This window comes from Bacillus sp. SH7-1 (genome assembly GCF_008042405.1).
Classification (GTDB): Bacteria; Bacillota; Bacilli; order Bacillales; family Bacillaceae_G; genus Bacillus_A; species Bacillus_A thuringiensis_N.
The window spans coordinates 33,000-46,187 of record NZ_QNUD01000058.1 but is presented as its reverse complement, the minus strand read 5'-3'; the positions used below and the strand labels follow the sequence as shown (position 1 = coordinate 46,187).

The window sequence follows — 13,188 nt, the reverse complement described above, 5'->3', positions numbered from 1 at the left end:
CAACAGGAGCAACGGGAATAACAGGAGTAACAGGAGCAACGGGGATAACAGGAGTAACAGGAACAACAGGTCCAACTGGAGTTATTGGCCCCATAACAACAACTAATTTATTATTTTACACTTTTTCAGATGGAGAAAAACTTATATATACAGATTCAGATGGGCTAGCTCAATATGGTACAACTCACATATTATCTCCTGATGAGGTTTCGTACATTAATTTGTTTATTAATGGAATACTTCAACCACAACCATTATATCAGGTTAGTACTGGTCAGCTAACTTTATTAGATAATCAACCACCATCACAAGGTTCTTCAATTATTTTGCAATTTATCATTATTAATTAAAAAAGACAGATTCTTAAATGAAAAGAATCTGTCTTTTTGCTCTACATTAAAGTAGTTAAAACTAAGTGACGATAAATTCGATTGTAATTGGAATTCCACCGTCTAATGCATCTCCGCCAGGAATTGTAATAGCACCAGTAGGTCCAGTAGTAACACTGGAGTTCACACTAGGTTGAAGAATGCCGTTTACATATAAGTTGTAATACGTAAAAGTCGGAAAAGCAGTTGCAGTAGTACCAGCATCGTTTAAACAAGCTGTAGCAGCAATTGCAAAAGCTGCACCTGTTCCTGTTCCAGCTCCTAATGTAGATGTAAATCTTCTAGATGCCATAAATGGTTGAATAATTGGCAATTAATTCTCACTCCCTAAATTGTTTTTTGGAACGAAGTATAGAATAACTTGTCCGCTATATTGTATGAAAGTTTTTGATAATAGAAACGGCTTCATGATAATAGAGAGAACACAATTTTAATAAAGATATTATTGTTACTTATCTGAAAAGGTGGTGTTATTACTTGTTGGTTATATGCTAATGTTTAGTTTTTATATTCAGATTAAAATGTGCTTTTGGACCTAAGAGATAAACGTGGAAAAATAAAATAAACTCTTAAGTTTAGGTGTTTAATCTAAGCACTCAATTATTAAAAACATATAATTAATATGTGAGTCATGAACATAATTAAATGACGTTTTCAAGTTTGATTATCATTCATGTTTCCTATTTTAAGAGAAACATATAACTCAACTACTTTTTTCAATCGCATCTTTTATAGTACTTAGAATAGGAAAACACTCAACTATAAGAAAAGTAAGGAGGAAATAAATGAAACATAATGATTGTTTTGATCATAATAACTGCAATCCGATTGTTTTTTCAGCAGATTGTTGTAAAAATCCACAGTCAGTTCCTATTACTAGGGAACAATTAAATCGATTAATTACTTTACTAAACTCATTAGTATCAGCTATTTCAGCATTTTTTGCAAATCCAAGTAATGCAAACAGATTAGTGTTACTCGATTTATTTAATCAATTTTTAATTTTCTTAAATTCCTTATTACCTTCCCCAGAAGTTAATTTTTTGAAACAATTAACTCAAAGTATTATAGTTTTATTACAATCTCCAGCACCTAATTTAGGACAATTGTCAACATTATTGCAACAATTTTATAGCGCCCTTGCACAATTCTTCTTCGCTTTAGATCTTATCCCTATATCCTGCAACTCAAATGTTGATTCTGCAACTTTACAACTTCTTTTTAATTTATTAATTCAATTAATCAATGCTACTCCAGGGGCGACAGGTCCAACAGGTCCAACAGGTCCAACGGGCCCAGCAGGAACCGGAGCAGGTCCAACGGGAGCAACAGGGGCAACAGGCCCAACAGGAGCGACAGGTCCAGCAGGTACTGGTGGCGCAACAGGTTTAACAGGAGCAACAGGCCCGACGGGAGCAACAGGTTTAACTGGTGCAACAGGCTTAACAGGCCCAACAGGAGCGACAGGTCCAACAGGAGCAACAGGCCCAACGGGAGCAACAGGTTTAACAGGAGCAACAGGAGCAACAGGAGCAACAGGAGCAACTGGTGCAGCTGGTGGCGGAGCTATTATTCCATTTGCTTCAGGTACAACACCATCTGCGTTAGTTAACGCGTTAGTAGCTAATACAGGAACTCTTCTTGGATTTGGATTTAGTCAGCCTGGTGTAGCATTAACAGGTGGAACTAGTATCACATTAGCATTAGGTGTAGGTGATTATGCATTCGTAGCACCACGTGCAGGAACTATCACGTCATTAGCAGGTTTCTTTAGTGCAACAGCTGCATTAGCTCCAATATCACCTGTTCAAGTGCAAATACAAATATTAACTGCACCAGCAGCAAGTAATACGTTTACAGTACAAGGCGCACCTCTTTTATTAACACCAGCATTTGCCGCAATAGCGATTGGTTCTACAGCATCAGGTATCATAGCTGAAGCTATTCCAGTAGCTGCTGGAGATAAAATACTGTTATATGTTTCATTAACAGCAGCAAGTCCAATAGCTGCAGTAGCTGGATTTGTAAGTGCAGGTATTAATATCGTCTAGTTTGTTACAACGCCTGTTTGAAATTTGAATTGGCGTTTGTATATAGCCCATCCTAATTTTATTAGGGTGGGCTATATTTTATAGAAAGATAGCTGATAAATCAATTGAGGAATTCCTCTTTGTTAAGTTGGGGTAAAAGGAACAGCAAAATGTATAATTTACACTTTATTGTTTATAAAATAAGTTATAAGATTTGAAAAATTTTCTATAAATAAAAAAGATGAATTCTATTAAAAATAGAATTCATCCATAGAATAAACTTGTATACAGGGAAGTAAATTATTTATCGTGAGCGTTGAAATGCTATAGTTCAAATTAGTAATAAACTATTTGTTTTTATTACAGTTACATCCTTTTTTCTTTACATAGCCTTGCTCGGCTAAATCTCTTTGCGATTGGGAATTGGAAGATTGAGAATTTGAAGACTGAGAGGATGTTGATGAACTACTATTTTTATTATGAGAGTAGTTTTTTCGATAGTTATAATTACTCATAGTACTATCACCTCCAATTAAATATATAACTATTATATGTATGTACTCTATTAATTGTTACGATAAAAAATAGGAATGGGGATATACAATAAAAAATCTCCTACGTATTTTCCGAGGAGATAAATAATTGTCCTGTCATAATATAAATTAATATCCCCAGTAAAGAGGAAAATAATACGAATCTTGGTAATATAAATTTTGTTGTGGATTAGGAGGCTGAGTTGTTGGGTTTATCGTTCCACGGTTTTTATTACAATTTACTGGGGGACCAATTACTGTAGTGGATTGAATAGGGGATACCGCTTGTTTCCATTGTTGCTCATCGAGACAGTAAGTATGGGCCATTATATTAGCGGGAGTTAATCTTAAAATATCAGAACCAAAAATAACTTCTGGTGTTGGGGCATCGAAAATTGCTAATAAATGAGTATTATCTGCTGTAGCAATTTCATAATGCCACCACGCTTGTGGAATGTTGGCAACTTGCCCTGGTTTTATCGGTAAGTTTAATAGTTGATTCGTAAAAGGATTAAGTAAAGAAACAACCGCAGCTCCTGAAATACAGTAAACCAATTCAGCTGCATTTTGATGAATATGCGGTTCTACAACATTACCTGAACTTAAATAAATATCTAATAAAGAAGTGTTTTTTAACGTATTTAATTGTTGCATGCCAAGTACATTTATATAATTGTGGGCATCTTTCTGAAAAAAATTACTTTTATTTAAATCATAAGTGAAATTAGTTGAGGGGGAGGTGTAGTCGATATTGGAAGTCAATTGTATTACCTGCCTTTCTATTAGTAAGTAAGGTTACAAAATTAGGATATGTGTCTAGTGTTTGTTATGTGCAGTTGTTGGTATCATAATAAATTTACCTATTTCATAAAGAGTATGGGGCGTATTTCGTATCTTAAATAACAGACCAATACTTTTTATAAGAAGCATTGGTCTGTTATTTAAGATAGTTTTTGCTGAATAATTAATTATGATTTAAAGACATTTTATTTGGTCTGTTATTTAAGATAGTTTTTGCTGAATAATTAATTGTGCTTTAGCGGTATTGGCGTAATTTAGCCACTCTAATGCCAAGTTCTGTTTTAAGTCAAAATAGATTTCTATGACGTCAAAATGAGATACCTTTGTTTTAAGGGGAACAAGTATACCATTTATTTTTGCTTTTTTCATGTTATGTGCAATTTTTGGAAATGCAGAGAAAGTAAAATCAATAATTGTAGCACCATCTGGTAAATAAATAGGTTGTAAATCTGAAGTATAAGCCGTTATGGTATTTTCAAATAGTTCATACGATACTAGATTGTGGAACGCAATTGGATCTGTAGTTAATAAATTGTTATTCACAATTATATCATTCATTATTTTAAAAGATATTGCTTGAACATTTGCAGTTCTATTATTCAATAAAGAAAAAATGCCGTTATCTTTTAATGTTTTTGCTAATTGTGTTTGAATGATAATTGTTTGTTCAGTATTATTCATATTGACTTTAGTTTTTAAATTGTTATTAAAATAGCTATTTTCAAGTGCTATATTGTCTTCGAAATAGTTTATAGTTGGATTGTATAATTGATGTATCATTCCAAGAATTTTATAGCAATCTAGTACACTTGTAGTTGTAATACAAATTTGTGAAACCTCTGATACGTTTTGTATTTCTTGTAATTGTGAGTAAGCAGTATAAATCGGAGGGAACTCATAGCTTATTTCAAATGAAAGGTTAGTATCACAAAAAGAATGAATTCCTTTGCTTAAATCGGTTATATTTTTTTGAAGGTGTGGAACATATCCCGTTAAGAATTTAAGTACCTTGCTATATCTTTCTTTATGTAGATATTGAAAAGCAAGATTTTCTAATTCATATTGGATTGTATATAGTCCTAGTCGCTTTGCAAGTGGCGCAAAAAGTGTTAATGTTTCATTCGCATATGCTACTTGTTTTGCGGGTTTTTTAACACTCAATGTTTTTATATTGTGAAGGCGATCTATAACTTTAATAATGCCAACACGTATATCTTGTTGAGAGGCTAGTAGCAGCTTTTTAAAATTAATTGCTTCGTATAATGTTTTCTTTTGATCTTGTTGTTTTTTTCCTTTTGTTAATCCATTTACAATATATTGAATAGTTGCACCAAAATACGATTCAATTTCTTCTAAAGAATGTTCTGTATCTTCTACAACATCGTGTAATAACGCAGCAATCAAAGTTGTAATGTCAGCTTTATAATTTAGCAGTATTTCTGCAATTGCGAAAGGATGAATAATATATGGTTCTCCAGTTTGACGGTATTGTCCATCATGCGCTTGCTCTGCAAAATGTATAGCTTTTTTCAAGAGTTTTAATTCATTAGATTGTAGATAATTTGCCTTTTGTAATAATACCTCGCTCATATAAATCCGTCCCTTAAAATTATTTTTAATAGTAATTCTATATAATAGAATTAATCCCCTTTGAAATTATTTTAATTATGTAAAAAATAAAGGTATTGAGATTAAACTATATTCGTATATCCATTCATACTTTAGATTGATGGAAAAAAGTAATGGACGTGTTAATTTAATATTACATCAATCATTAATAAGGAGTGAAGATTCATGTCATTTAGTGAAATGATTAGAAATGAAGTGCTTGGCTGGGCAGGTGTCTCTGAAAAACCGCATCGATTTGGTGGCATTGAAATAAATTATGGTAAGAAAGAACTTGGTCATCTGCATGGAGATAAGTTAGTTGATTTACCATTTCCAAAGTTAAAGCGGGATGAATTAGTAAACCAAGGATTGGTCAAACCACATCACGTATTACCCGAATCAGGGTGGATAAGTTATTATATAAAGAGTGAAGAGGATATACCATTTGCAATTGAGTTATTTCGTATGCAATATGACAGAATAAAAAAATAATGAAATAGAATAGATGAGTAAAAATATATTTTCATGTCACATCCCTCCTTAATCGTTCGTCTTGTATGTAGAACGATAAGGAGGGATTTTATTATGAAGAAATTTGATGTAGCAATTGTTGGTGGTGGCCTTGCTGGATTAACAGCATCTATATATTTGGCGAAAGCTGGGAGGAAAGTGATTGTGTTAGAAAAGTCCAGTCGCTTTGGTGGTCGAGGGATGACTATAAATAAAAAGGGGATCTGCATGAATCTTGGTGCACACGCCTTATATAGAGGAGGAGCAGCATTTTTAACTTTTAATGAGCTCGGTATGAATCTTCCAGGTGGAATGCCATCTACAAAAGCACATGGAATATGGAAAGGGGATCTATTCACCATCCCAACAGATTTCCGCTCAATTTTATCAACACCACTACTTTCGTGGTCTGCAAAAGTACAATTCTCACGTCTTATGATTCGTTTAGGGGGTTTAGATGTAAGAGAAGTTCAAAAAGTGAGCCTAACTACATGGGCAGAAAATGAAATAAAAGATCCGATGGTTCGCAATATATTTTATGCGCTATGCCGAACAACAACATATACGTTTGTTCCTACAATACAATTAGCATCATCTGTACTAAAGCAAATACAGCTTTCGATAAAAGAAGGGGTATTTTATGTAGATGGTGGCTGGGAGACGATAATAACAAAATTAAGAGACATAGCAAATCATGCCGGGGTGCAATTTTTGGCAAAAAAGCATGTTTTGGAAATAGAGCATTACGAAGATAAACAAAGAATATATTGTTTTGATGATGAGGTGTTTGAAGTAGGGACAGTCATTGTGACGACTCCACCGAAAGAAGCTTGTAACATAATAAAAGGTGCAGAAGGAACAAGTTTGCATAGATGGAGTGAACAATCGGTACCGGTTACCGTTGCTGCATTAGATATTGGTTTGAGACGATTACCAAATCCTACACATCAATTTGCATTAGGGTTAGATCAGCCTATATTTTTCACGAATCAATCAAGAGCAGCTAAATTAAGTGATGATGGATCAGTTGCAGTGAGTTTAATTAAGTACCATAATCCTATGCTAGAGATGAATCATATTCATGATGATAAAGAACAGTTAGAAAGCACGATGGAGTTGTTACATCCAAATTGGAAAAGAGAAGTTGTTGCACAGCAGTATTTACCGAAAATAACAGTAGTATATGATTTTCCTCATATTAACCGAGTTGAAACCCCAGGTCCTAATATCCCTGAAATGCCAGGTGTTTACGTTGCAGGTGATTGGGCTGGGCATGATGAAATATTAGCTGATGCTGCGGTAGCGAGCGGGAAACGTGCAGCGTTACACATTTTAAAGCAATTAGAAAGCGAGGGTGTTCATCATGGAAACGGAGCAATTATATGAAGCGTATCAACCATTATTATTTTCGTTATCATATAGAATTCTTGGAAGTGTTATGGATGCTGAGGATATCGTTCAGGATATATTTATCTCGTTAAATAATATAGAGGATCTTCAGTCTATAGAAAATATGAAAGCATATTTGTGTAAGATGGCGACAAATCGTTCAATTGATAAATTACGTTCGGCAGCGCATAAACGTAATGTGTACGTGGGGATGTGGTTACCAGAGCCACTTGTAGAAGAGAGTGATGAGCCATCAGAGTCATTTGTAATGAAAGAATCTCTTTCCACAGCATATTTATTACTTTTACAACAACTGTCTGAGGTAGAAAGAATTGTTTTCATATTGAGAGAGGTTTTCAGTTATGGATATGAAGAAATAGCTTCGATTGTTGATAAGAGTAGTGTGAACTGTAGGAAGATCTTTGAACGTGCACGAAAAAGTATATTGGAGAAGCCGAAGCAATCAACATTAAGTACGAAGAAGATGGCTGATTATGTTGAAAAGTTTGTATCATCATTACAGTGCGGGGATGCGCAAGGCATGTTAGAAGTATTAAAAACAGATGCGATATTGAAAGCAGATGGTGGTGGGAAAGTTACGACTGCGATTCATCCGATTTATTCTGCGGATCGAATTATACGTTTGTTCTTTGGGATTGCACAACGATTGACAGAAGAGTACACTGTTGATTTCAAAATAGTAAATGGTATGCCAGGAGTTATAGTTACAATAAATAATAAAATAACTTATGTTCTTTCTTTTGCATTTGAGGATGAGAAGATTTCAAACATTTATATGGTGGTTAATCCTGAGAAACTTATGCATTTAAATGTAAAAATATAAAAAACGCATTTCTTCAGAAATGCGTTTTTTATTATTTTTCTAACATTTCAAGAGGTACATCTTTTTCGCCAGCTACCTCAAATTTAATTTCCCCGTCTTCTTCATAAATACGTGTAATAATCGGTATAGTAATCATTAATTTTTTATGCTGCTTTCGTTTTCGAGCAGCATCTAAGCTAATCACGTTCATTTGTAAGCATCCTTTCTTCTAGAAATATATAAACAAAGAAAATGCGTCCGAAAAGGGCGCTTAATTGAATTTGAAATACCGATTCATTTAAATGGGGTTTATATAATTTAATAACTGCAATTTTAATATGAAATAATATGAATGGAATAATTGCACGTAGAAATTAACTTTACCAAAAAACGAAACAATATGCTATAAAAAATTATAAATCTTTGTCATATAACAGGAAAAAGGATTTCGTTTCGCATATAATAAAAAGTAGACGGGCAGCAAGAGCTTTTTCATCATATTGCTTGGAAAGGCGATGAAAAAATGGATACGTTAGATTCATTATTATTTCAACTTGAACAATATGGAGAAGAGCATGATCGAAATAAAAAAACACGGGAAGAAAAATTGCGGAATATTACTCGTGAGATGGGACGATTTTTATCAATTTTAGTAAAAGGGTGTAGCGCAAAAAACATTTTAGAAATCGGAACTTCTAATGGCTATTCTACATTGTGGTTAGCTAATGCGGTAGAAGAAACAAATGGAAATGTAACAACTGTAGAGCTTTCTTCAGAACGAGTTGGAGAGGCACTTGTCAATTTTGAAAAGGCAAACCTTTTACAAAGGATTGATGTTCATAATCAAGAAGCAGGGGCATTTTTAGATGCGCAATTAGATCATTCATTTGATTTTATTTTCCTAGATTCAGAGCGTACGCAATACATGTGGTGGCTTGAGCATATAAAACGCATTTTACAACCAAAGGGTTTTCTTGTTGTTGATAACGCAACCTCTCATACAAGTGAATTAGCAGAGTTTAGAAAAATGATAGAAGAAGATGAAATGTTTGAAACGGTTTTATTGGCATTTCAAAATGGAGCATTTGTAGCGCGTAAGAAGAAATAGGATATAGCGTAATATAATTATCACATTGAAAAAGGGTGTATGTCAAAACATTGAGTACAGTAGGATAGGAAGAACTTAATTTATATACGTAACATACGAAGAATCCGCCTTCAGCATGTTGTTCTCTAGGTCTTAAGTCTGAGGAAAATAATGTTGAGAACAGGTATACTTATAGTAAGAAACAGGGAATGACTGCATAAGCAGGTATTTCTTGAAAATTGATTTCATATAGGCTGTTTGCACATGAAATACAATATATTAGATGAAATATAGTGCACATAAATTCGCACATATAAATAAAGGAGCGATTTTGTTGACTGAACTCGAGAAAAAAGAACCTGTATCGATTGTGAAAGATAATAATGTAGAAGTAGTGGTTGATACAGTAATAAAAGATGCAGAACTAGAGGAACTGAATAAAGAAGCTGATCTTTATGTACAAAAGTTAAATAGCGAGCAAAATACGGATTTATCGAAAGTATTGTCTCAGCTAGGAGATTTAGGGGATAAAGAGCAACAAGCAGCAGGACAAACGTTATCAGCTCTAAAACGCCCTGTAACAGCGATGATGAATGGGAAAAATGAAGAAATTCCAAATACATTGTTAGAATTACGAAAAGTAGTGTCGGAGCTTGATCCGAATTCATTAAAAGCAAGTGGTATGAAGAAAATTATGTTTAAAGTATTCAAGAAAAATCCACTTGAAACATACGTGCATAAATATCAATCTATAGATAAGCAAATTGAGGAGATTATTAGATCCCTTCTAATTGGCCGTGATAACTTACAAGAAGATACTGTTGGCCTAGAGATGCTTAAGGAGCAATCGCACGATAAAATTCACGCTCTTGATAAACAAGTATACTTAGGGAAAAAACTTGCTGGTATGCTCGAAGCCGAGAAACAAAATCCAGAACGTCAAAGAGACATTCCATTAATTAATGATGCATTAGAAAAGATACTCGTACGTACCCGTAATATGCAGCAAGCGAAAAGCGTGTTATTACAATCTATCGCATCTGTAGACATCATTAAGAAAAATAATGAAAAATTAACAGAAGCAATTCGTAATGCAATTACGATGACGCAAAACGTTGTAACAGTTTCAGCTGCTATCCAACTAGCATTAACGAATCAACGTAAAACAATTGATGCTGTCAATGCGACAAATGAAGCAATTGAATCAATGGTATTAAGTAACTCACAAGCATTAAAACAAAATACAGAAGAAACAACAAAACTTCTTGAAAATCCTGCTATTAGCATGGATAAATTACGTGAATCATTCCAAAATGTGTTCGCTGCGATTGAGGCATCTGAAAAATCGTCAGAACGTATTATTGAGTCAAGTAAGAAGTTCGTTATTGAACTAGACACATTTAATGATGAGATGAAGCAGAAACTTATTCAGCGTCCAAGGAAATAGCAGATTATTAGAGGAGGTGAAAAAATGAGTTTCATTCAAACAGTACTATTACTACTCGGTACTTTGCTTTTAATAGCATTTACTGTCGTTGTTTTAGTCGTATATTTCGGGCGGAAACTGTATTTTTCATGGACGAAGCCATATAAAAGAGCACACGAATCTTTAGAAAAGTTATCGAATAAATCATTACCATTTCTACAAGAATTTACACAGCACCCACTCTTTTATCGCTGGATTCGTACGGAAGGAAAAAAAGAGCAACATATATTAAACACTCTTTTCTGTGCATCGGGCCAACGTACGAGAGAACAAGTATTCTCAATGTTACCGAAAGAAAAACAGAAAAAAGTACATGTAATGGCAAAAACAACGAAAAAACTTACAAACGAAGATATTGATGTAGCGGCTATGAAAGTAAAAGATTTTTTAAGACAAGAAACGCAGCAAACAGTAAAGCCGACAGACTTATCGTTTTATAAATTGTATTTTTATGATCGATATCCAGATGCATTAAACACAATTCAAGCTTATAAACGCTCAATAAATCCTTCATTACAAAGAACGGTTGATGATATTACAATTTCAGTATTGAATGCACTGCCGTACTATCAAGAGCAGCGTATGTTTGAACAACAACATAAACTTGAAACGTTCTTAATGAAAGATTTAACAGCGATATTATCTTTAGTGGTACAATTACCGCCATCACAACGACCAGAAAAAGAAGAAGAATTAAAAATCTACTTGCAAAATTTCCAAAAAGAAATGGAAGTAGTCGAGCGGGATATTCGTGACTCGATTGATCACGATTTGAATGTGAAGATGAGAGCAGCGACTGAGAAGTTTAAGAATAAATAAAAAGGCGCCTTAAAAGCTATAATACTTAGCTTTTAAGGCGTTTTTTATTAACTATTATTTTGCTTTAACGGTAGTATGACTAGAAGCAATACTTTCATTATGCAATCGATCAACTGCAGTTACTACATACGTATACGTTTCTCCAGAAATAGCTGTTTTATCTACATAAATTTCTCCAAGTTTTGTTTTTCTTACAGTAGTAAGCAAATTTTTTGGGTTTTGTATATCTACTTCATTTTTTCCATTCATGCGGTAAATAGCGTAATAAGCAGAATCATTCTCTCTATTATCAATGATACCTACAGCGATACCTTCATCTCTTGGGATAGCACCTTTTAAAGTCGGTTGTTTTGGTGGATTGTGATCAAGCCAAGGCATAGGCGGGATTAATGCAGGATGTTTATATAAGTCGTTTGTGAGTCTATCTTTCACTCCGAGTGGATTGTTATTAATATCTTTTAAGCTAAAATGCATACTACCTTTTATTTCAGGGAATAACCGGTTTAATGCAATCTGCCTTGGATATTCTTCCGGATCAAACCAGGCGGGGACAGAGTTATTATTAATTTTATAGGCTGCCTGACCGATGTATAGGTGAATCGGTTTATTATTTGTTTCTTTTACCCACCAATCTACTAATATGTCATATGCAGCGGGAGTGAAACCTATATTCCAATATATTTGCGGTGTAATGTAGTCAATGTAACCTTTTTGTATCCACTCACGTGTATCAGCATAAAGATCATCAAAGTTTCTTTGGCCGGCAGTTGTGTTTGAGCCAGTAGGATCATCAGCTATATTTCGCCATACGCCAAATGGGCTAATGCCAAACTTTACGTATGATTTTTCTTGTTTGATAGTAGCATGTAAATCTTTTACAAGCTCATTTACGTTGTCACGTCGCCAATCTTCTATATTTGTAAATTTACCGTTATTATATGTTTCGTACGTTTTTTGATCGGGGAATTGTTCGCCCGCTACTTTATATGGATAAAAATAATCGTCCATATGCAACGCATCAATATCGTAATTTTGTACGATTTCTAAAGCACCTTCAGTTATAAACTTTTTCACTTCTGGAATGCCAGGGTTGTAATATAATTTTCCGCCATAAGGTACAACCCAATCCGTGTGCTGTCTTGCAGGGTGATTATTTGATAATCGATTTATATCAGTGTGATTCATCGTTATTCGGTATGGATTAATCCATGCGTGGAATTCTATATTTCTTTTATGTGCTTCTTCAATCATAAATGCTAGTGGGTCGTATCCGGGATCTTTTCCTTGTATGCCCGTAATGTATTCAGACCAAGGACCGTAATTTGAAGGGTAAAAAGCATCAGCGGTTGGTTTTATTTGTACAACGACTGCATTCATACCGGTGTTTTTTACATTGTCTAATAATTTAATAAATTCTTGTTTCTGATTTTCGATGGGTAAGCCAGTCTTTGAGGGCCAATCAATATTAAGAACAGATGCGATCCATACAGCACGTAATTCGTGTTTTTTGTACGTAGTATTTACTTCAGCATAAGTAGAGTGAGGGGAAATGAAAGAGAAAGGGATGAACAAGATGACGATACAACATATCATAAATAAACGTTTAACGATCATTTATACGCCTCCCTATCATATGATTATCTAAGATAATATACGAGGTGAGGTTGGCCTTGCAATAGAGAAAATTGCATATTGAAACATTAATTTAATAGG

At 34.1% G+C, this 13,188-nt stretch carries 13 protein-coding genes; 8 read left to right on the top strand and 5 right to left on the bottom strand.

Annotation, left to right across the window (positions count from 1 at the left end; all coding sequences use genetic code 11):
- A partial coding sequence (locus DN390_RS29560; protein WP_147809249.1) for a DUF4183 domain-containing protein occupies positions 1-350 on the top strand: 350 nt, incomplete at its 5' end.
- Between the two features lie 61 nt (positions 351-411).
- Here the strand turns inward: DN390_RS29560 and DN390_RS29555 are convergent.
- Positions 412-702, bottom strand: coding sequence for a DUF4183 domain-containing protein (locus tag DN390_RS29555; protein ID WP_001121647.1), 291 nt, complete (start codon positions 700-702; stop codon positions 412-414).
- 472 nt (positions 703-1,174) lie between these two features.
- Here DN390_RS29555 and exsJ point away from each other — a divergent pair, with 472 nt between their 5' ends.
- Positions 1,175-2,440, top strand: a complete 1,266-nt coding sequence (exsJ, locus tag DN390_RS29550; RefSeq protein WP_147809248.1) for an exosporium protein ExsJ — start codon at positions 1,175-1,177, stop codon at positions 2,438-2,440.
- Between the two features lie 641 nt (positions 2,441-3,081).
- Here exsJ and DN390_RS29545 read toward each other — a convergent pair.
- Positions 3,082-3,714, bottom strand: coding sequence for a cupin domain-containing protein (locus tag DN390_RS29545; protein ID WP_147809247.1), 633 nt, complete (start codon positions 3,712-3,714; stop codon positions 3,082-3,084).
- A gap of 240 nt (positions 3,715-3,954) precedes the next feature.
- The gene (locus DN390_RS29540; protein ID WP_147809246.1) at positions 3,955-5,343 is read right to left on the bottom strand and encodes an HD domain-containing protein; all 1,389 of its coding nucleotides are present in this window, start codon (positions 5,341-5,343) and stop codon (positions 3,955-3,957) included.
- Positions 5,344-5,547: 204 nt separating this feature from the next.
- Here DN390_RS29540 and DN390_RS29535 point away from each other — a divergent pair, with 204 nt between their 5' ends.
- The 3 genes from DN390_RS29535 (at position 5,548) to DN390_RS29525 (ending at position 8,104) form a co-directional block, all read left to right on the top strand.
- Entirely contained in the window at positions 5,548-5,853 is a 306-nt protein-coding gene (locus DN390_RS29535) for a luciferase domain-containing protein (protein WP_097950174.1), read from the top strand.
- Between the two features lie 93 nt (positions 5,854-5,946).
- Positions 5,947-7,257: a protoporphyrinogen/coproporphyrinogen oxidase gene (locus DN390_RS29530; protein ID WP_147809245.1), complete on the top strand. Its 1,311-nt coding sequence runs from the start codon at positions 5,947-5,949 to the stop codon at positions 7,255-7,257.
- The gene (locus DN390_RS29525) at positions 7,235-8,104 is read left to right on the top strand and encodes an RNA polymerase sigma-70 factor (protein ID WP_147809244.1); all 870 of its coding nucleotides are present in this window, start codon (positions 7,235-7,237) and stop codon (positions 8,102-8,104) included. The genes DN390_RS29530 and DN390_RS29525 overlap by 23 nt, the downstream gene beginning before the upstream one ends.
- 31 nt (positions 8,105-8,135) lie before the next feature.
- Here the strand turns inward: DN390_RS29525 and DN390_RS30955 are convergent, their stop codons facing one another.
- The gene (locus DN390_RS30955; RefSeq protein WP_001100984.1) at positions 8,136-8,294 is read right to left on the bottom strand and encodes a hypothetical protein; all 159 of its coding nucleotides are present in this window, start codon (positions 8,292-8,294) and stop codon (positions 8,136-8,138) included.
- A 312-nt stretch (positions 8,295-8,606) separates the two neighbouring features.
- On the opposite strand from DN390_RS30955, the gene DN390_RS29520 reads away from it, so the two are divergent.
- The 3 genes from DN390_RS29520 (at position 8,607) to DN390_RS29510 (ending at position 11,475) form a co-directional block, all read left to right on the top strand.
- Positions 8,607-9,191 carry an O-methyltransferase gene (locus DN390_RS29520; RefSeq protein ID WP_147809243.1) on the top strand — a complete coding sequence of 195 codons (585 nt, stop codon included), beginning with the start codon at positions 8,607-8,609 and terminating at the stop codon, positions 9,189-9,191.
- Positions 9,192-9,504: 313 nt separating this feature from the next.
- Entirely contained in the window at positions 9,505-10,617 is a 1,113-nt protein-coding gene (locus DN390_RS29515; protein ID WP_000137396.1) for a toxic anion resistance protein, read from the top strand.
- 24 nt (positions 10,618-10,641) lie between these two features.
- Entirely contained in the window at positions 10,642-11,475 is an 834-nt protein-coding gene (locus tag DN390_RS29510) for a DUF3974 domain-containing protein (RefSeq protein WP_147809242.1), read from the top strand.
- Positions 11,476-11,529: 54 nt separating this feature from the next.
- On the opposite strand, the gene DN390_RS29505 is transcribed toward DN390_RS29510, so the two are convergent.
- A complete protein-coding gene (locus DN390_RS29505) occupies positions 11,530-13,089 on the bottom strand; it encodes a glycoside hydrolase family 10-like protein (protein WP_147809241.1) in 1,560 nt (519 codons plus the stop codon).
- Positions 13,090-13,188 lie beyond the last annotated feature (99 nt).